18 protein-coding genes, 1 pseudogene and 1 riboswitch are annotated in these 19,473 nt (G+C 43.2%); of the genes and pseudogenes, 18 read left to right on the top strand and 1 reads right to left on the bottom strand.

The genetic code is table 11. The features are described 5' to 3' along the window. Positions 1–115 precede the first annotated feature (115 nt). From lysA to BM415_RS11440, 10 genes and pseudogenes are all read left to right on the top strand, one after another. Positions 116–1,447, top strand: coding sequence for a diaminopimelate decarboxylase (gene lysA / locus BM415_RS11485; RefSeq protein ID WP_091158121.1), 1,332 nt, complete (start codon positions 116–118; stop codon positions 1,445–1,447). Between the two features lie 249 nt (positions 1,448–1,696). After that, complete coding sequence (locus BM415_RS11480) at positions 1,697–2,131, top strand: peptidylprolyl isomerase (protein ID WP_091158120.1); 435 nt, start codon at positions 1,697–1,699, stop codon at positions 2,129–2,131. Positions 2,132–2,369: 238 nt separating this feature from the next. Next, positions 2,370–2,515, top strand: a riboswitch (FMN riboswitch). A gap of 242 nt (positions 2,516–2,757) precedes the next feature. Then, the gene (gene ribD, locus BM415_RS11475; RefSeq protein WP_091158118.1) at positions 2,758–3,858 is read left to right on the top strand and encodes a bifunctional diaminohydroxyphosphoribosylaminopyrimidine deaminase/5-amino-6-(5-phosphoribosylamino)uracil reductase RibD; all 1,101 of its coding nucleotides are present in this window, start codon (positions 2,758–2,760) and stop codon (positions 3,856–3,858) included. Positions 3,859–3,880: 22 nt separating this feature from the next. Continuing rightward, on the top strand, positions 3,881–4,552 hold the full coding sequence (gene ribE, locus BM415_RS11470) for a riboflavin synthase (RefSeq protein ID WP_091158117.1): 672 nt from the start codon (positions 3,881–3,883) through the stop codon (positions 4,550–4,552). Between the two features lie 32 nt (positions 4,553–4,584). After that, positions 4,585–5,829, top strand: coding sequence for a bifunctional 3,4-dihydroxy-2-butanone-4-phosphate synthase/GTP cyclohydrolase II (locus BM415_RS11465; protein WP_091158115.1), 1,245 nt, complete (start codon positions 4,585–4,587; stop codon positions 5,827–5,829). A gap of 24 nt (positions 5,830–5,853) precedes the next feature. After that, positions 5,854–6,321, top strand: a complete 468-nt coding sequence (gene ribE, locus BM415_RS11460) for a 6,7-dimethyl-8-ribityllumazine synthase (protein WP_047911095.1) — start codon at positions 5,854–5,856, stop codon at positions 6,319–6,321. A gap of 90 nt (positions 6,322–6,411) precedes the next feature. Then, positions 6,412–7,209 (top strand): segregation and condensation protein A, encoded by a 798-nt coding sequence (locus BM415_RS11455; protein ID WP_244533216.1) that lies wholly within the window; start codon positions 6,412–6,414, stop codon positions 7,207–7,209. After that, a complete protein-coding gene (gene scpB / locus BM415_RS11450) occupies positions 7,178–7,813 on the top strand; it encodes an SMC-Scp complex subunit ScpB (protein WP_091158111.1) in 636 nt (211 codons plus the stop codon). The genes BM415_RS11455 and scpB overlap by 32 nt, the downstream gene beginning before the upstream one ends. Positions 7,814–7,935: 122 nt before the next feature. Next, positions 7,936–8,634: a DUF2953 domain-containing protein gene (locus BM415_RS11445; protein WP_091158110.1), complete on the top strand. Its 699-nt coding sequence runs from the start codon at positions 7,936–7,938 to the stop codon at positions 8,632–8,634. Between the two features lie 99 nt (positions 8,635–8,733). Beyond that, positions 8,734–8,850 (top strand): annotated as a pseudogene (locus tag BM415_RS11440) (sporulation protein YtfJ); the annotation flags it as partial. 73 nt (positions 8,851–8,923) lie between these two features. Here the strand turns inward: BM415_RS11440 and BM415_RS11435 are convergent. After that, complete coding sequence (locus tag BM415_RS11435; protein ID WP_091158108.1) at positions 8,924–11,242, bottom strand: AAA family ATPase; 2,319 nt, start codon at positions 11,240–11,242, stop codon at positions 8,924–8,926. Positions 11,243–11,856: 614 nt separating this feature from the next. Here BM415_RS11435 and ytfJ point away from each other — a divergent pair. The 8 genes from ytfJ (at position 11,857) to ccsA (ending at position 19,413) form a co-directional block, all read left to right on the top strand. Then, a complete protein-coding gene (gene ytfJ / locus BM415_RS11425; protein ID WP_091158105.1) occupies positions 11,857–12,297 on the top strand; it encodes a GerW family sporulation protein in 441 nt (146 codons plus the stop codon). Positions 12,298–12,515: 218 nt separating this feature from the next. After that, a complete protein-coding gene (locus tag BM415_RS11420; protein ID WP_244533301.1) occupies positions 12,516–13,604 on the top strand; it encodes a D-alanyl-D-alanine carboxypeptidase family protein in 1,089 nt (362 codons plus the stop codon). 34 nt (positions 13,605–13,638) lie between these two features. After that, entirely contained in the window at positions 13,639–14,286 is a 648-nt protein-coding gene (locus BM415_RS11415) for a nucleoside recognition domain-containing protein (protein WP_091158101.1), read from the top strand. Between the two features lie 6 nt (positions 14,287–14,292). Beyond that, a complete protein-coding gene (locus tag BM415_RS11410) occupies positions 14,293–14,826 on the top strand; it encodes a spore maturation protein (protein ID WP_091158099.1) in 534 nt (177 codons plus the stop codon). Between the two features lie 134 nt (positions 14,827–14,960). After that, positions 14,961–15,710 carry a pseudouridine synthase gene (locus BM415_RS11405; RefSeq protein ID WP_091158098.1) on the top strand — a complete coding sequence of 250 codons (750 nt, stop codon included), beginning with the start codon at positions 14,961–14,963 and terminating at the stop codon, positions 15,708–15,710. 209 nt (positions 15,711–15,919) lie between these two features. Beyond that, positions 15,920–16,447 carry a redoxin domain-containing protein gene (locus BM415_RS11400; protein ID WP_091158096.1) on the top strand — a complete coding sequence of 176 codons (528 nt, stop codon included), beginning with the start codon at positions 15,920–15,922 and terminating at the stop codon, positions 16,445–16,447. Between the two features lie 24 nt (positions 16,448–16,471). Beyond that, positions 16,472–18,148 carry a cytochrome c biogenesis protein ResB gene (locus BM415_RS11395; RefSeq protein WP_091158095.1) on the top strand — a complete coding sequence of 559 codons (1,677 nt, stop codon included), beginning with the start codon at positions 16,472–16,474 and terminating at the stop codon, positions 18,146–18,148. 32 nt (positions 18,149–18,180) lie between these two features. Beyond that, positions 18,181–19,413, top strand: coding sequence for a cytochrome c biogenesis protein CcsA (gene ccsA / locus BM415_RS11390; protein ID WP_091159201.1), 1,233 nt, complete (start codon positions 18,181–18,183; stop codon positions 19,411–19,413). Positions 19,414–19,473: the final 60 nt, after the last annotated feature.

The following is a 19,473-nucleotide window of genomic DNA, read 5'->3' as shown; positions in this document are numbered from 1 at the left end:
AATACAAATGATCTGCCGAATAATCCATTTCTATCAAAAACAAGAGTCTGCTATACTGATGTAAAGTTCGATGGAATCTTTTTTCATTCCAGGAAAAGTGGAGGACTAGCGAATTATGTATTTACACGGTACTAGCAAAATTAATGATTTAGGACATCTCGAAATTGGTGGATGCGATACAGTTCAACTCAAAGAAGAATATGGGACTCCACTATATATCGTTGATGAAATACTTGTCCGCAAGCGGGCTAGAGAATATATGGACGCATTCAGAGCCTCAGGTCTGAAATTTCAGGTAGCTTATGCGAGCAAGGCGTTCAGCGTAACGGCCATGTGCGCACTTGCCGAGCAGGAAGGTCTATCTCTGGATGTTGTCTCGGATGGAGAGCTTTACACAGCGCTGCTGGCTGGATTTCCGACGGAGCGCATTCACTTTCACGGGAACAACAAAACGCCGAATGAAATTGAAATGGCGCTAGATGCGCGCATCGGCTGCTTCGTCGTGGACAATCTTGTAGAACTTCAATTGCTTCAAGCGATGGCTAGTGAGAAGAATCAACAGGTTAATATCTTACTACGCGTAACTCCGGGTGTTGAAGCTCATACGCATGAGTATATTTCCACTGGACAAACCGACTCGAAATTCGGGTTTGATATCGGAAACGGAGCTGCCTTTGAAGCCATAGAACAGGCATTGAAGCAGCCGAACCTTAAGCTCCTTGGACTCCACTCCCACATTGGTTCCCAGATCTTCGAAGTGGAAGGCTTCCAAATGGCCATAGAGCGGGTCGCTTCTTTTACCAAAGAAGTGAAGAGTAAACTGAACGTTGTGTTCCAGGTTGTCAATCTTGGCGGCGGTTTTGGTATCCGTTACTTCGAAGGAGATACACCACTTCAGGTATCCCAGTATGTCAAGGCAATTACGGATGGAGTTAAGCTTCATTTTGCAGGTATTGGCGAAGAGCTTCCGGAAATATGGGTTGAGCCGGGCCGCAGCATGGTAGGCGAAGCCGGTACAACGTTGTATACGGTTGGAGCAGTTAAGAACATCCCTGGTGTACGCAAGTATGTATCGGTGGATGGAGGCATGACAGATAACCCGCGTCCAGCTCTCTACGATTCCAAATACGAAGCGATACTGGCTAACCGCGCGAATGAAGCAACAGAAGAGACCGTCTCTATTGCAGGGAAGGCATGTGAGAGCGGAGATATGCTGATTTGGGATTTAGAGCTTCCTCAGGTGGAAACAGGTGATCTGCTGGCAGTATCCTGCACAGGTGCTTATAACTATTCCATGTCTAGCAATTACAACCGGATACGTCGTCCAGCCGTTGTCTTCGTTCAGAACGGTGAATGTGATCTCGTTGTTCGCCGCGAAAGTCATGAAGATATCGTGCGTAACGATATCATTCCGGCGAGAATCAGCAAACAAACAATTAACAGCTGAATCCATTTTATAACTCATTGAATCAGCTAACATTTTTATTCACTCTCTGCAAGCTGCTGTGTCTAGATCAACGGCTTGGGGGAGTGTTTTTTTACATCGGGCTGACATGGTTCCTGCTCAGAAGCCTACGAATAATTGCAAATTGAAGTCAAAGTAGATACAATCAGATAGTGATGCATGAATTAAGGACAAGGCTTATGTACATACCATTGGTCTGCCTTAGAAAATAGTTAAAAGGAAGTGACGCATATGAAAAAAGGAATTATTGAACTTGAAAATGGCGGAACCGTAGAAATCGAATTCCTGCCAGAAGAAGCACCAAATACAGTAGCAAACTTTGAGAAATTGGCTAACAGCGGTTTTTACAACGGTCTTAGCTTTCACCGTGTAATTCCAGGCTTCGTAGCACAAGGCGGATGCCCAGTAGGCAATGGTACAGGCGGCCCTGGTTACTCCATCGATTGTGAAACGGCAACAAACACAACGAAGCATGAAAAAGGCGTACTCTCTATGGCACATGCCGGCAAAAATACAGGCGGAAGCCAGTTCTTCATCGTATATGAGCCGCAGCCGCATTTGGATGGAGTTCATACCGTGTTTGGTAAAGTTGTCAAAGGTATGGAATACATTGATGGCGTGAAGCAAGGCGACAAAATGAAGAGTGTATCCGTATTTGACGCTTAAGTTTAGGCTGCTAGAATTGTTGCAATAGCAAATTACGGCATCCCGCATATTTTATATGTGGGATGTTCTATTACATAGTCGATGGATCTCGAGCCTTGGGGCGTGCAGCTGAATTCGGTTCAGGAGGAAGAATAAATTCAAATAAAAAAGCGCCTGCACGACAGCGGGTGTTAAGCTCAGCTGTTGATTTTTCATAATGGGAATGCTACTATTTTTCTATTACTTCGTTTCATATGCTGTAATCCTTCGGGGCAGGGCGAAATTCCCTACCGGCGGTGATGACTTGAACTCAAGTCTTAGTCCGTGACCCGTTAGCTGGAAGCTATCGGTGGATCTGGTGCAACTCCAGAACCGACAGTATAGTCTGGATGAGAGAAGGAGAATAGGTACATAACAGATGACTCTATTTGTTGGCGTACCCAGCGGAACTTCTGCCTGTGTGTCAGTGATGATGATGCACATGGTTATTTGCCTTACCTTTAACGGTTCAAACCTGAGGTAACGGTAGTGTTCTGCTGCACTTTCTATTAAACTCTCAAGCCCCTTGTCCGGCATTTCGACCGGTTAAGGGCTTTTTTAATGAAATGTTTCTTATTCAATGTCTTTGCTGAAAAGAGGTAAGCATGATGGAAATGATGAATGATGAATTTTACATGTCGCTTGCTCTGGATATGGCAGAAAGAGCGCAGGGGCAAACGGGTATCAATCCAGTTGTCGGCTGTGTCGTCGTGAAGGGTGGACGAATGGTTGGTCTTGGAGCTCATTTGAAAAGGGGTACAGGGCATGCCGAGGTTCATGCCTTGAACATGGCTGGCAGTGAGGCGGAAGGAAGCACCGTTTATGTCACGCTTGAGCCCTGCAGTCACTATGGCAAGACACCTCCATGCAGCGAAAGGCTAATCAGTGAGAAGGTCAAAAGAGTGGTTGTCGCTTGCGAAGACCCTAATCCACAGGTAGCAGGCAAGGGATTTGATATGCTTCGCAGACACGGAATCGAAGTCAAAGTCGGTGTACTGAGAGACCGGGCTAGACGGCTCAACGAGAAATTCATCAAATATATTACGACGGGTCTACCCTTTGTAACGCTCAAGACGGCTTCAACATTAGACGGAAAGATCGCAACCAAGAGTGGAGACAGCAAATGGATTTCTAACGAGCAAGCGAGAGAACATATTCATATGCTCAGACATCGTCACCAAGGTATTATGGTCGGGGTGGAGACCGTCATTGCTGACAATCCCGAGTTAACAACCCGGTTATCTATAGATGGGATTAGTCCGATTCGGATCGTTGTGGATTCGAGACTGAGAATCCCTATAGATACCAAGCTGGTTCGTGATGGAAATGCCATGACTTTGATCCTGACGACTGATGAAGCAGCGGCTGAACGTGAGGCGGTGCTGGCAAGTTATGGTGTAGAAGTAATCCGGTGTGGTCCGGGACCGAGGGTCGATCTATTAAGAGCTATGAGCTTGTTAGGTGAAATGGAGATTGGCTCTATATTGCTTGAAGGCGGCGGCACTTTGAACGGCGCAATGCTGGAGGCCAGACTGATCGACCGGCTGCTGATGTTTATTGCACCTAAGATCGTTGGGGGATACGAGACACCAGGCAGCTTCCGATTTGAAGGCGTGGACCGAATGAATGATGCAATTCAATTAAATAAACTTGAAGTCGAGACCATTGGAGATAATATTTGTGTGACAGGTTTACCTGTGTGGCCGTAAGGCTGATTAAGGAGTGAATGCCATGTTTACTGGGCTGATTGAAGAAGTGGGAAGAATTCGCAGCGTTGGCCGTAAAGGGGAAGCAATGGTCCTTGGAATCAGCGCAAAGCGAATCATGGATGATCTTAAGATTGGAGACAGTGTTGCTGTCAACGGAGTATGCTTGACTGCAACATCCATAGAATCCGGCGGCTTCCTGGCTGATGTGATGCCCGAAACTTTTCGTCATACGACCCTTCGTCATTTGGGGAGCGGCAGTCCTGTTAATCTCGAACGGGCAATGTCAGCGAGTGGCCGTTTTGGAGGACATATTGTACAGGGCCATGTGGATGGAACAGGCAAGATTACTGCGATATCCCGAGACCAGAATGCGGTCGTATTCGAAATTTCACCGGTTAACAGTGATGTATTCCGGTTTATTATTCCGAAAGGCTCCATCACGATTGAAGGAATTAGTTTGACTGTTGTCGATACGACGGCTTCCTCATTTACCGTATCCATCATACCGCATACATTAGGTGAGACGGTGCTTGCTCATCGCAATACAGGGGATATTGTCAATCTCGAGTGCGATATTCTTGGCAAGTACGTGAATCATTTGCTGCAGTATGGACAAGGTGCCTCACCAGCGGACGGAACAGGTGAACAGTCGAAATTAAGCTTTGAATTTCTAAGCTCACACGGATTTAACTGATATAAATGAGCAGTAACAAGGAGGGTGATGACATGGATGAGGAATCCATTTTTCATACAGTAGAAGCAGCACTTCAGGATCTGCAGCAAGGCAAAGTGGTCATCGTCGTTGATGATGAAGACCGTGAGAATGAAGGTGATTTCGTGGCTCTGGCGGATAAAGCTACTCCGGAAGTCATCAATTTTATGATTACAGAGGGCAGAGGACTCGTATGTGTGCCGATTACGCAAGAACGGGCAGAAGAGCTTGACCTTAAACCCATGGTTCACCAAAATACGGATTTTCATGGTACAGCCTTCACCGTGTCCGTCGATCATAAATTAACCACAACTGGAATTTCAGCACATGAACGTTCAATTACGGTCAAAGCACTGATCGACTCGGAAGCTTCCGGAGCGGATTTCAGAAAGCCCGGCCATATGTTTCCACTGATCGCCAAGAAAGGCGGAGTGCTTCGGCGGGCAGGACATACGGAGGCTGCTGTAGATCTTGCCAGAATGAGTGGATCTTATCCTGCAGGTGTGATCTGTGAGATTATAAAGGAAGACGGATCGATGGCCAGACTGCCCGATCTGAAGGAAATTGCAAAGCAGCATGATCTGAAACTTATCAGCATCAAGGACATGATTGCGTATCGCAACGCCAAGGAGAATCTGGTTACTCGTGAGGTTTCGGTGAGAATGCCGACTGATTTTGGCGAGTTTCAAGCGATAGCTTATACGAATGAAGTGGATCACAAAGAGCATGTGGCTCTTGTCAAAGGCACACTTAATACGGAAGAGCCGGTTCTCGTGCGTGTTCATTCCGAATGTTTGACCGGAGATGTATTCCATTCTCACCGCTGTGATTGCGGTCCGCAGTTCGAAGCTGCCCTGCGTCAGATACATGAGAATGGCAGCGGCGTGCTGCTATATATGCGTCAGGAAGGCAGGGGTATCGGGCTGATTAATAAACTCAAGGCCTATAAGCTGCAGGAGCAGGGACTTGATACGGTGGATGCGAATCTGAAGCTGGGATTCCCTGCTGATCTTCGCGATTACGGAATCGGCGCACAAATTCTCAAAGACTTGGGAATTCGCAAGATTAACCTGCTGACCAACAATCCGCGAAAAATTAAAGGGCTAGAGGGATATGGTCTCGAAGTCGTGTCAAGAATACCGATTCAAATTACAGAAAATAAAGATAATTCATCCTATTTGCATACCAAGCAGTCCAAGCTGGGGCATATGCTGAAATTTGATGATATTGAGCAGAACGAGCAGGAAATCAAATCTTAAGTTAAGAAGGGCAGATGAATAATAATGGCTAACTATTTTGAAGGTAATTTAGTCTCTGAAGGATTAAGATATGGTGTTGTGGTTGGACGTTTCAATGAATTTTTAACGAGCAAGCTGCTGTCCGCTTCCCTGGATGCTTTTAAACGTCATGGTGTACAAGATGATGAGGTTGATGTTGCATGGGTGCCTGGTGCTTTTGAAATTCCCCTGATTGCTCAAAAAATGGCCGAGAGCGGCAAATACGATGCGGTCATTACCCTCGCAACTGTAATCCGCGGCTCTACCACCCATTATGATTATGTTTGTAATGAGATGGCTAAGGGCGTTGCTGCAATTAACTTGAAGACAGGCGTGCCGACCATATTTGGTCTTGTTTCTACTGAGAATATTGAACAAGCCATCGAACGCTCTGGAACGAAAGCAGGAAATAAAGGCTGGGACGCTGCTGTTGCAGCAATTGAGATGGCAAACTTGACGAAACAGCTGAAATAGTGCTTAGTTAATATAAGCCCTGTACTCAGGCTTCTCTTAGCCGGGGCAGGGCTTTACGTATTTTGTAACATTTGCGGGAGGATGCGTCCATTGACGGTTGTGACTTATAAGCTTGAATCGTTTGAAGGCCCACTGGACCTTCTATTACATTTGATTGACAAACATGAGATCGACATCCAGGATATACCGATCAGCCGAATAACGGACCAATATATGGATTATATTCATACCATGCAAGAGCTGGAGCTTGATATTACAAGTGAGTTTTTGGTGATGGCAGCTACACTGCTGGCGATCAAGAGTAAAATTTTGCTGCCCAAGCCTCCTGTATTTCATGAATTTGAAGACGATCATTTCATGGAGGAAGAAGATGAAGACCCTCGTGCCGAATTGGTTCAGAAGCTCATTGAATACCGAAAATTCAAGAGCATCGCGCGTCATCTGCATGAACGCGAATCGGTTAGAAGTCTTATTTTCTCCAAAGAGCCTGAGGATTTAACGCCTTATGTTCATCATGAACCGTCGAATCCGGTTGAAGGGCTGCATACATCAGATTTGATTGTGGCTTTTCAAAAAGCACTCGGCCGGGCTTCGAGAAATACGACGGTGGCTAGGATTCACCGTGATGAAATATCGGTTAAGGATCGGATTCGGGATGTAGCCGGTACGCTAGGACGTAAAGGATATGGCGGCAAAATGCTATTTTCCAAGCTGTTCAATGAGGATATGTATCGCCAAGAGATCGTCGTCACTTTTTTGGCTATTTTGGAGTTAATGAAAATGAAACAAATTGTATGTTACCAGGAACGATTGTTTGAAGATATCGTGATGGAGTGGAGAGGGGAAAACGAAAGCGATGGACTTTCCGGCATTGAAGTCGATTATTGAGGGCTTGTTATTTTTATCGGGTGAAGAAGGACTAGGTGTCAAGCAGCTCTCCGAAATTGTCGATCAGCGTCCAGAAGTCGTAACTGATGCGCTAGAGGAACTGAAAAGGGAATATACCAAGCAGGGAAGAGGACTGCAGATATTAAAGATTGCAGGAAACTATCAGATGGGAACCTTGCCTGAGCACGCCGTCTATTTTGAGAAGCTTGCTTACTCCCCTTCCAGATCCTCACTCTCTCAAGCCGCTCTTGAAACGTTATCCATTATTGCTTACCGGCAGCCGATAACGAGAGTGGAGATTGAAGAGATCCGCGGAGTTAAGGCAGAACGGGCACTCCATACTTTGACGAGTAAGGATTTGATTGAAGAGGTTGGACGAGCAGAGGCCATCGGCCGTCCTATTTTATATGGGACAACGAAGGCCTTTCTTGATTATTTCGGTCTCGGCACGATCAAAGATTTGCCAGAACCGTCCGTATTTGAAGATTCTGACCCGCTCGAAGAAGAGACACAGCTCTTGTTCAGCAAGCTGGGGCAGAATATGTTTGAGGAAGAGTCTTCGAGTGAAGTTCCAATTGACAATGAACGTAATAGAGCTGAGTAGTTGTAGAATCGATGCCCTTTAAAGGGCATCGTTTTTTTTATGCCAAAGGATTCGCATGTTTTCCATATTTGAGAACATACTAAAAGGGAGTTTTAATTTTACATATACCAGGGGGAAGTCTCGTGTGGATCTGGATTAGCGCAGGTATACTGCTCGTTATAATTCTACTTATTGTGTTCGTACTTGTATCAAGAATACATATCCATCTCGTTGTGAAGTCTACAAATCATAAGCAGGAGGTACATGTTCAGCTTAAAATGATGTACGGGATCCTCAGAATAACCAAGGAAGTCCCAGAACAGAAAATTCAGGAGTTCAAAGCAAAGCTGCTCAAGAAGCTCGAGGGTGCATTATCAGGCCAGCTGGCCGGCAGCAACGAGGAACAAGAAGAGGAATCGCCTGATGAGAAGCATGGGAAGAAAGGGATATTGTATCAGTCCGGAGCTTTGCTCAAGAGTGCCTATGCTTTGAAGATATGGGATACGGCTCCGTTTGCCTCGATTCGGATTCTGGAACTGAAATGGAATACCCGTATAGGGACAGAGGATGTTGTATTCACTTCTGTATTAACAGGTATCTTGTGGGGGATCAAGAATACCGTGTTTGGCTGGTTGTCCCACAAGGTGAGGCTTCTAGAAATACCACAGGTTAATGTCGCGGCGAATTGGACAGAGCAATGGGATCTGAAGACGGATTTTGAAATAAAAGCCTGTATCCGCTTTGTTAAAGCGATGCGACTCAGCAATATGCTCACCAAGCGTTTAGCAGACGCTCATGGAGGTATTCTATCCTGGCGCAGAGATTTGGAGGAAGAGGCTTAATAAAGTAATTTATTTTCCAGTTTGTTTTTTGCACATACTGCTCCTGTATCTTGGGAAACCTATAGATGTCAAACCATTGTTATAAGGAGGCAATTCATCATGTCGGATCATCCAATTCAAGGATTAATGAAAACAGCTATGGAAAACATCAAGGCAATGGTCGATGTCAACACCATAGTAGGTGATGCAGTTGAGACACCGGATGGGTGTGTCGTCTGCAAAAGAGTCAGTATGCGGTGCTAAACCCCAAAAAAATAGGACATGCCAAAAGTAAGCATGTCCCTTTATTTTATGCAGATATTGTATGAACTCCACGAATTACATTTAGAGTTCTCTCAACATAACTTTGCAATTCAGTTTCATTCAATGTTTCACTATCCGCAAACGGATTTTTATCATGATGGTACTTTTTGCTGAAATCATTGATTTCCTCAAGTTCCGATAATTGAGGTTGCATTTGAATGACAGCAGGAGAAGCTCCATTTCTAACTTTATCTATAAAGTTACCTAACCATTCATCATTCTTAAAATCTTTTGGAAAGCGAATTCTGAGGTTTCCTTCAATTAGTGGACGGATGCATCTGGCAACTGCTCGAAGATCGAGTTTAGAATTCCCTTCTAAAAAGTCAGCTAAAACGAAATAACCCTGATAGTAATCATTCTTTGTTTCTTCTTCAATATTCCAGATGTCTATTTTGCTATCTGTTATCCCATCCCTTCGTATACATAGTTGCGTAAGCAGTGATGATTTATCAGCAAATTTTTGCCATAGTATTCTTGCAAAATAAGAGTCATGTGTTAGAACGAGAACTTGTTTAGCTAAGTTACTAAATCTTAAAATTTGGTCAGCGGTGTAGTTTTTTCTGTGATTATCTAGACTCGATATTGGGTCATCAAATATCACAACTTTACTTTGAACATCTGAATCAGTTTCCAATTTAGCAAGGAAAAATGCAAATGCCAGGCAACTCTTGTCCCCTTCACTCAGGGTATTGCTAAATGAAGGCCTTGATATTGGTGATTTTTCGTTACCGAGATCAACTTTGCAACCATTAATTGTGAGTGCAAAGTTACTGCTTGGTTTTCCCCCTAAGAAACTCGATTTGTATCCTGTTATTGTGAAACTTGCCCCGCATTTATTTAAATGAAAATTAATTCTTTCCTCATATTTTGTGAAAATAGTTTCTGTATATGCATTAAGATCTAATTTGATTTGTTTTTTTCTTTCTTCCAAAGAGCGTAATATATCTAGATGTTCTTGATATTTTTTTATTATGGTTACTTTATCTTCTAAATATCGTAGTTCGATATTTAGAAGATAATTTAATTTCGTTTTAGTGTTTTGTATGTTGATGGTATCGATACTCTTCTTTTTTTGTTCAATTTGAACATTAATTTCATTTATTTCATTATTGTATGTTTGAATTTCATCAAGTAAAGATAAATAATTGCTTATTTGGATTGTTAATGATTCAGGTATAGTTATCTCTTCTAATGGTGCTGATTTTTTAGCCTTGATTAATGAAGTAATTTCTTCAGTGAATGCTCTCCAAGTTGTTTGTGAAAATTCTAGGTTGAAATTAGGTTTTTTATCAAAAGGAATATATTGTTTCCAATAATTTGATAACTCAATATTGGCACTAACAGCATTTTGTAAAGCGAATATTTTCTCTGAGCTAAATATTTGATTAAATGATGATTCTAAATTTGCAATAATTTCTTTTGCTCCGTTATATTCTTGGCTAAAGAAGCTTTGAAATGCTTTTACGATGTTAATTTGACTTATATCTTGATCACAAAAAGGACATGCATCATTAGTAATTTGCTTGACACCGTATTCTAACCATTTTTCTCCTTTAGAAGTGTCTAACCTATTATGTATATGTTCTTTTGTTAAAACTTCCGCATCGTGCATTAGATGCTTAAGAATTGTTCTTTCAAAGTTGGATAGAAATCTTTTCTTATCGAATGGAGGGAGGTTAATGAGGTTTAATGTAGGCGTCTCTTTGATTTCTGTTTCTTTCTCGATTCCCTTGAGAATCATCTTTTGTTTTGATATCTCGATATCAAGATTATCCATAGGTTTTAAAGATATGAATTCTGAGCATGTGATAACACTATGAATTCCTGATACAATGTCTTTTTCAAGTTGCTTTTTTAAATTGTTAGCCACTTTTAATTCTTCGTCAACATGTACAAGCTGATCTACGAATTCAACTCCTTTTTTTCCAATAGTGAATAAATACATTTTTTTCTTTTGATCGTGTTCAACAATGTATCCTGAAAAAACATTTTGATTTACAAAATGTGAGTCGAATATTTCAATATCGAAAGTTGGCTTCTCTGACCACACGTTACCCTTAAATTTAATCATTCCTTTGTCTGTTAGGATATCTATGCTTTGTTCTTCATTGGATCCCAAAGTTTTTCTTCCCAATATCAAATCGTTGTTTTGATCATGAAGTGATCTTAGAATATTCGAAAGTGTAGTTTTTCCCCGTCCGTTTTCAGAATAAATAAGATTCATTTTATTAAACTGGATTTCACCTTTAGATGCATATGATCTAAATTTACCTGTGTTGTTGATTTTGACAATTTTTTTTATCATCTTATTGACCCCTCTACTGTAATCTACTCTTGTATTATATTAACATAGTAGGAAATACCTAATAAAGAAAATCATTGGGTAAAATCCTATCGAACGTTTTTCTAGAATATTACATGGGGATGGGGATAATAGAAGGGATTTAATTATGGGCAGAGAGAGAGATTGGAGTTACAGTTTAAATAGATTAAATGCTTACTTATATTTATGGAAGAACTGATGAAAGGGGCTTTGGTTTCAATTGATGAAATCAATAATGTTACGATTATAGAGTTTCATCATTCCATCCTTGTTGTAAACGGTAGTCCATCTCCAGAAGCATGTGAACGATTTATAAAGATCTTAACAATGATGAAAGCGAAGCAAAGATCGGATATTCAGTCAATGTCTGAAATGTAATAGATGTTAATACTGTTGTAGATGACATAGGTAACACATATTTAGATTTGATAACATTTGTGTAGTTGGTAAAAGATCCAGCTAATTAAAACACCAATTACGTCGCATTGCGATGTTGCAGCAAGAGTAATGTGATCAATACATAATCCTTCTCATCGGTGCGCACAATACAGAAAGTAGGTAAGTCCTTATCTATATCGCACAAAGGAGGAATCATTATGTCAGATCACCCAATTCAAGGATTAATGAAAACAGCCATGGAAAACATTAAGGCCATGGTCGATGTCAACACCATAGTAGGTGATGCAGTTGAGACACCGGATGGTACGGTAATACTGCCGATCAGCCGTGTTGGATTTGGCTTTGCAGCAGGAGGAAGCGATTTTCATCTCGATGCTGAAGCTGAGTCAAAGAGCAGCAACGGCAAGCCTAACCCATTCGGGGGCGGTAGCGGTGGAGGTGTATCTATCCGACCTATCGCATTTCTTGTTGTAGGCAATCAGGGTGTTCACATTGTACCTCTGGATAATCAAACCCATCTGTTTGAGAAGATCATTGATTCTGCACCGCAGGTCATTGATCAAATTCAAAGCATTTTCCAGAAGAACAATGCGGGTTCAGGGATGGCAACGTCTACGGCTCCAACTTACGAAGTGTAATCAGATTAGTCCCTTCCGCCGCTCATGCATTTGGAGGGGACTTTTTGTTGGACATACATCTGCCTGTCCATACATAGAATAGTACAAGATGACTCGAAGGAGCCGGAGGGAAGCAAATGAATCTCTTAAAAAAAATGACTGTATTGCCCTTGGTTTTATCGTTATTTACTGCTCCATTTACAGCCCATGCTGACCATAAACCTGGTCATGAAGCGCCTATGCTCGATACACATGCACAGACGGCTGCTCTCATTGATGTCACCTCAGGCCGGATTCTTTACAGCAAAGACGGAGAAAAGGAAATGCGAATAGCCAGCTTGACCAAAATCATGACAGCCATTGTGGCGATCGAGCAGGGCGATTTGAAGAGCACCGTTACGGTCAGTAAAAATGCAGCCGGTAAGGAAGGCTCGTCTATTTTTTTGAAATTGGGTGAGAAGATGACGCTTGAGAATATGCTCTATGGATTAATGCTGCGTTCAGGCAACGATGCGGCAACGGCCATCGCAGAGCATATCGGTGGTTCGGAGGAAGGCTTTGTATATCTGATGAATATGAAGGCTGACGAGATCGGACTTGTACATAGCCAGTTTAGGAATCCGCATGGACTGGATGCTGAAGGTCATTATTCGACCGCTGAGGATATGGCCAAGCTGACCGCTTATGCACTGCGTAACGCTGACTTTAAACGGATTGTAGCTACACAGGAACACAAGGCCCCCAATCCCGAGGAATCCTGGGACTACGATTGGCACAACAAAAATAAGATGCTTCGTTTGTATGAAGGTGCAGATGGAGTGAAGACCGGCTATACCAAAAAAGCCTTTCGCTGTCTAGTAAGCTCTGCAACACGAAATGGTCAGCAGTTAGTTGCCGTTACGCTAAATGACGGGAATGATTGGAATGATCATGCGAATATGCTGGATTACGGCTTTGAGCATTATCCGCTGAACGAGCTGGCAGCGAAGGGGCAATCCATTCAGCAATATGAGTACATTATAGGAAATGCGTTTAAATATCCGCTTCTCAAGACTGAAACGAGTGATGTCCGAACCAAGCTGGTACTTTACAATCAGCAGAAGGAATCAGGCCCTCGGGACGAAGCGGCGGATAACAATTTTGGACTGAGGGGCAGAATTGAATTTCTATTAGATGGAGCTAAGATCGGTGAAGTTCCAGTCTATGAAAAAGGCAGCTTCATTCCAAAGGACAAAGCAGCAGAAACTATTGCTCTTCCTTTTGATCAGTTAAAAGGGAATTCCCTGTTCAGCTCTCTAAAGAGAGTGCTTGACCAGCTCTTTAATTAGAATGAGCAAGTGATCGAAGTGGGAGGGATCGCGAATGATAAACCTGATTTGGCTTGCCATGATCGTTATCGGTTTTGTATTTTCCGCAGCAAAGGGTAATATTGAGCTCGTTACCCAGGCGGCTTTTGATGGGGCAGCAACGGGAGTTACGGTATGCTTTGGACTGATCAGCGTTCTGGTGTTCTGGATGGGAATGATGAAGATCGCGGAAGATTCCGGTCTGCTGAATAAAGTGGCGAAGCTTCTAGGCCCGATTGTATCCTATCTGTTCCCGGATGTTCCGAAACAGCATCCTGCAATGGGATATATTTTATCCAATATGAGCGCCAACCTGTTTGGACTCGGAAACGCGGCAACACCCATGGGGATTAAAGCGATGCAGCAGCTTCAGGAGCTGAATCCGGACAAAACGACGGCCAGTCCAGCCATGTGCACATTGCTGGCACTGAATACAGCGAGTATAACCATTATACCCACCACCCTAATTGCGATTCGGCTGAATTACCATTCGGCTAATCCAGCTGAAATCGTAGGCACCACACTGATGGCGACAGCCATTGCTACATTTGCGGCTATCGCAGCTGATCGATATTTCCGAAGCAGAACTCCAACGCCTAAAGCACCAGCGCCCCCAAAAAATCACCTTAATAAGCCGATCATTGAATCATCCTCGAAAGGGTGAGCAATCATGTTGTCCTTTATCAATCTCATTTCAACATGGGCAATACCTGTCATTATTGCCTTCATTCCAGTATATGCCTATTTTAGAAAAGTGCCAGTATACGAATCATTTGTCGATGGGGCAAAGGAAGGCTTTGGCACGGCGATATCGATCATTCCGAGCCTGGTCGCTATGATGGTAGCCATCAGTGTATTTCGAGCATCAGGTGCATTGGACTTTTTTATAGGACTTGTAGCACCTCTCTTTCAATGGATGGGCGTTCCACCGGAGGTGCTTCCGCTTGGTATTCTTAGACCGTTAACGGGGACGGGGTCCCTTGCTTTTACGACAGACCTCATCCAAACTCATGGTCCCGACTCCATGATTGGCCGAATCGCTTCCACCGTCCAAGGCAGTACCGACACGACACTTTATGTATTAACTGTTTATTTTGGGGCCGTTGGAATTCGGAATGGCAGATATGCCTTAAAGGTAGGATTATTCTCCGATATCGTTGGATTTGTGGCTGCAATTATGATTTGTCTTCTCGTATTTGGATAAGAATTGCCCAATAAATGGCCTTCTGAATACATTTCACACACCGGGTGAGAGGTTCAGGGGCTATTTTCCTGCTCTAGACCTTGTTATTTCTCTGTCTGATGGGTATCATTAATCCCTGAGGTGACTTATTTAAAATGGAGAGATTACAGAAAATTATCGCACAGGCGGGTATTGCTTCAAGACGCAAGAGCGAAGAGCTCATACTGTCCGGCAAAGTAGAAGTGAATGGTGAAGTCGTGACAGAGCTCGGTACGAAGGCGAATCCCGATGAAGATATCATTACAGTGAATGGTAAACCGATTCGAAGCGAGAAGAAGATATACCTGGTCATGAATAAACCAAAGGGTGTCATCACAAGCGCTTCTGATCCTGAAGGGAGAAAGATTGTTTCGGATTATCTCAAGGGAATCAAGGAACGCGTATATCCTGTAGGCCGACTTGATTACGATACAGAAGGGCTTCTATTGCTTACGAATGATGGTGAGTTTGCTCATTTACTGACACATCCAAAGCACCATGTGCCGAAGACCTATCTTGCAACGGTTAAGGGAGTCCCGCATGGAACATCACTGGACAAGCTCCGCGATGGAATTATGCTCGAAGACGGGATGACTTCTCCAGCAGAAGTGGAGTATAAGGATGTAGATACGGAGAAAAATGAGGCTGTTATTCAAATAACAATTCATGAGGGAAGAAATCGTCAGGTCAGACGGATGTTTGATGCTATCAATCATCCCGTGACCAGACTGAAGCGGATTTCCTTCGGAGGGCTGCTGCTACAGAATTTGAAGCGGGGCTTATACCGCCACTTGACAGCAGAGGAGATCAACAACCTTCTTCAGGCTGCCAAATCCGATCCTTCGAAGAAGAAATCACGCAGATAACAATGAAATAGCCGGTAATAAAGACATTGACAGAAAAGAACTAAAGTGCAGCTAACCTTGATGCTTTAGTTCTTTTTTGTATTCGTTCCAGGATAACAAATCCAAGACACATAATTTTCAAAAAACAGACGCAGATTTGTGACAATATTCGTTATAATTAGGCTAGAAGTTTAATTGGACAAGATTGTCATAAAAGGAGAGTATTTACGATGGGACGATCAAAGAGAACCGTTCAGGTTATTATTTTGATATTCATTGTCATTTTAGGCGCATATGCAATATTCTCTTCTACGGCCAAATCGGATGGCAAACCCGTTGTAGGGGACTCTGTTCCTGAATTCGAATTGTTAGGCATCGATGAGGCTGTTCATACACTGGATCAATTTAAAGGTCAGCCGATGGTCATTAATTTTTGGGGGACTTGGTGTGAGCCTTGTGTTGATGAAATGCCAGCGCTGCAGGAGCAGTGGGAGAAGTGGAAAGAGCAGGGCGTTGCTTTTATCGGTATCAATGTAGGTGAAGACAAGATGACGGTTAACAATTTTGTGCGTCAGGTTGGTGTTGATTTTCCAATTATGTACGACGAAAAAAAGATCGCGACAAGTCGGTTTGCTGTAGGTCCGATGCCTTCCACTTTCTTTGTTGCCAAGGATGGGAAGATCTCCGAAATATTTGAAGGTCAGCTGAATTTAGACACGCTCGAGTATCATATCCAGCAACTGGTGAATTCAAACTGAGCAAACAGGGGGATTTGAGACATCATGATCCAAAATACAAAATGTGAATGCGGCCATCAAAATCCAGTAGGGACAGTACTCTGTGAAGCATGCGGCAAACCTCAACTGCAGGAGGATCTTGAGTCGAGCGAACCGCTGGAAATGAGGTATGACGGGATAGCCAGACGTTCACAGAAGAGTAATCCGAACATCGTCGATCTCGTCTGGAATTTTTTCTCCTCGGTCAAAGTGGCCATCTATCTCATTGTAATAACTTTACTCGGAGCGATGCTGGGTACCATTTATCCGCAGGAAAATGCCTTTATCAATATGGATCCATCTGTTTATTACAAAGAGACATACGGAACACTTGGGCATATTTATTATTTACTAGGCTTGTCTCATACATACGAATCCTGGTGGTTCATCCTGCTGCTTGTTATGATCGGTGCTTCACTAGTCATATGCAGCTTGGACAGGGTACTGCCGCTATACAAGGCACTGAGCAAACAACGTATCCCCAAGCATATTCAATTCTTAACCAGACAGCGTGTTACATACCAAACTGAATTTCCTGATGAGGAAGCAGAAGAGTGGATTAAGAAAGCGGTTGCGCCGCTCAAAAAGAAAGGTTATCGGGTAAAAACAGACGGTACCGCATTGCTTGCTGAGAAATATCGATTTAGCCGTTGGGGACCTTATGTCATTCATATTGGTCTGATCATATTCCTGCTGGCCGTTCTTGCCAGAGGGCTGCCTGGGCTGCACATGGACAAGCATATTTCATTTCCGCAAGGAGAGATCAAGAATATTCCTGATACCACATTGTATCTGGAGAACATTGATTTTAGAGTGGAGTATTATTCGGAAGAGGAAACTCCGGAGGAATTTAGAAATCTCGGCAGGATTGTACCTAAGCTGTTTGAAACGGAAGCCAAATTGTACGAGTGTACTGCGGATTGTACAGATCCGTCCAAGATGCCTCAGCTTCAAGAGGTGAAGCATCACTTTATTCGAGTTAACGACCCGCTGGATTATGAGGGATTGAAGGCCTATCAGTATGATTTTGACCTTACGCCGATCCTTCGCTCCGTATCTCCTGAGGTCATCGATCTTGCGTCAGGAACCTCCTATGGCAAGATTCAATTGGATATGCAGAATCCGGAACAATATTTTGAGGCAGGGCCCTATTCACTAACACTGAAAGAGAAGTACATGGATTTTGGTCTGAATGATGAAGGAATACCTGTGTCTAAGTCACCAAATCCGAATGCACCAGCCTTTTTATTCGCCATTACCGGACCTGACCTGCCGGAAGAAGGAATTCAATATTTATATTTTCCACTCGAAATTGATAAGGAGCGTTTCCAGCAAGATGTTATCAATGAACGTCTTAACGGAGGCCGTATGCCTCTGGAGCTGAACGTGGATGGGATGGAGAATGTGGATATTATCGAATCGACCTCATATTTGAATATACGAATTGACAAGGCGATGCCGTTTGTATGGGTTGGAGCTTCCATTGTTATGCTTGGTCTAGTTCTCGGATTCTACTGGCAGCATCGGAGAGTATGGATTCGAATGGATAACGGAACTCTCGTGCTGGGTGCACATACGAACAAGAACTGGTTTGGTTTAAGGCGAGAAGTAGCGGATGTGCTACAGCAGCTAGATATTATCGTTGACGAAAAACTCTTGGATAACGGAGGAAACAAAGCGTGAACAACTTACTCGATCTTAGCAGCAATGCGTTTATGATCTCATTTTTCTTATACTGTGCTGCCTTTATTGTATATGCGATAGCAATTATGGGCCGTAAATTCAGCAATCGAGATCCAATCGTCCATGTCAAGAAATGGGGTAAAATCGGACTGATTACAACCTCTATCGCGCTTGTTGGTCAATTGATCTACTTCTTTACTCGCTGGATTGGTGCGGGGCATATTCCTGTGAGTAATATGTATGAGTTTATGTCTTTCTTGTCAATGATGGTCATCATCGCTTTTATTGTCTTGTATGCGATATACAAAACACCAATTCTGGGACTGTTTGCTCTTCCGATTACCATTATCCTGATGGCTTATGCAGCAGTATTTCCACAGGAGGTCCAGCCGCTTGTTCCGTCTCTGCAGTCGATTTGGCTCAATATACACGTTACTCTTGCGGCGCTTGGAGAATCCTTTTTTGCCGTTGGTTTTGCAGCAGGTCTTATGTATCTTTTGCGGACCGTCAAATTTGACAGTTCTGCGAAATCTGATAAGAGACAGCAAGGATGGGTTGAATTCACGCTGATTGTTATTATTATTGTAATAGGCTTTATCGGTACCGTGTTTGCATTTCGGGCAAGTGGATACGAAGCGGTCTTCACGCAGCAGGAAGCGGCTAACGTTGACACTGGGGGGACCGATAATAGTACAATAGAAAAAGTGATTTATCATATGCCGCCGATTGTGGCACCATACAATAGTGAAACCGAAAGCTACACTTCATTCCTCGGTATGAAGGAACCTATATTTGAAGCTCCTTCCTGGATGGATGGTGTTAATGCAGGCCGCAAGCTTAATACAGTGATATGGTCCGTTATTTCTGGTCTTGTTTTATATGGATTATTGCGTCTTATTGTTCGCAAGACTCTAGGCCGAACGATCAGTCCTCACTTGAAAGATATTGATCCGGATGATTTGGATGAAATCAGTTACCGTGCTATAGCGATTGGCTTCCCGATCTTTACGCTCGGGGCACTCATATTTGCTATGATTTGGGCTGAAATCGCATGGGGACGTTTCTGGGGATGGGACCCTAAAGAAGTTTGGGCTTTAATTACATGGCTGTATTATAGTGCTTATCTGCATCTGCGTCTGTCGAAAGGCTGGCAGGGAAGAAATTCAGCGTGGCTTGCAGTCATCGGATTTTTAATTGTGATGTTTACATTAGTTGGCGTGAATTTAATTATCTCAGGTCTCCACTCCTATGCAGGAACAGAATAATGCAATCACCGTCATATTCTATTTATTGTACATTCAACTAGCGCATACTACGGAGACTGG

This window comes from Paenibacillus sp. 453mf, from assembly GCF_900116105.1.
GTDB lineage: Bacteria > Bacillota > Bacilli > Paenibacillales > Paenibacillaceae > Paenibacillus > Paenibacillus provencensis.
This window is presented reverse-complemented; position numbering and strand designations above follow the sequence as displayed.

Excerpts from the sequence above, each read along its gene's own strand:
- BM415_RS11410 (WP_091158099.1), top strand. The coding sequence starts at position 14,293 with ATGTTGTCCTTTATCAATCTCATTTCAACATGGGCAATACCTGTCATT.
- BM415_RS11395 (WP_091158095.1), top strand. The coding sequence starts at position 16,472 with ATGATCCAAAATACAAAATGTGAATGCGGCCATCAAAATCCAGTAGGG.
- ytfJ (WP_091158105.1), top strand. The coding sequence starts at position 11,857 with ATGTCAGATCACCCAATTCAAGGATTAATGAAAACAGCCATGGAAAAC.
- BM415_RS11465 (WP_091158115.1), top strand. The coding sequence starts at position 4,585 with ATGGATGAGGAATCCATTTTTCATACAGTAGAAGCAGCACTTCAGGAT.
- lysA (WP_091158121.1), top strand. The coding sequence starts at position 116 with ATGTATTTACACGGTACTAGCAAAATTAATGATTTAGGACATCTCGAA.
- BM415_RS11435 (WP_091158108.1), bottom strand. The coding sequence starts at position 11,242 with ATGATAAAAAAAATTGTCAAAATCAACAACACAGGTAAATTTAGATCA.
- BM415_RS11480 (WP_091158120.1), top strand. The coding sequence starts at position 1,697 with ATGAAAAAAGGAATTATTGAACTTGAAAATGGCGGAACCGTAGAAATC.
- BM415_RS11405 (WP_091158098.1), top strand. The coding sequence starts at position 14,961 with ATGGAGAGATTACAGAAAATTATCGCACAGGCGGGTATTGCTTCAAGA.
- ribD (WP_091158118.1), top strand. The coding sequence starts at position 2,758 with ATGGAAATGATGAATGATGAATTTTACATGTCGCTTGCTCTGGATATG.
- ribE (WP_047911095.1), top strand. The coding sequence starts at position 5,854 with ATGGCTAACTATTTTGAAGGTAATTTAGTCTCTGAAGGATTAAGATAT.
- BM415_RS11400 (WP_091158096.1), top strand. The coding sequence starts at position 15,920 with ATGGGACGATCAAAGAGAACCGTTCAGGTTATTATTTTGATATTCATT.
- ribE (WP_091158117.1), top strand. The coding sequence starts at position 3,881 with ATGTTTACTGGGCTGATTGAAGAAGTGGGAAGAATTCGCAGCGTTGGC.
- scpB (WP_091158111.1), top strand. The coding sequence starts at position 7,178 with ATGGACTTTCCGGCATTGAAGTCGATTATTGAGGGCTTGTTATTTTTA.
- BM415_RS11415 (WP_091158101.1), top strand. The coding sequence starts at position 13,639 with ATGATAAACCTGATTTGGCTTGCCATGATCGTTATCGGTTTTGTATTT.
- ccsA (WP_091159201.1), top strand. The coding sequence starts at position 18,181 with ATGATCTCATTTTTCTTATACTGTGCTGCCTTTATTGTATATGCGATA.
- BM415_RS11420 (WP_244533301.1), top strand. The coding sequence starts at position 12,516 with ATGCTCGATACACATGCACAGACGGCTGCTCTCATTGATGTCACCTCA.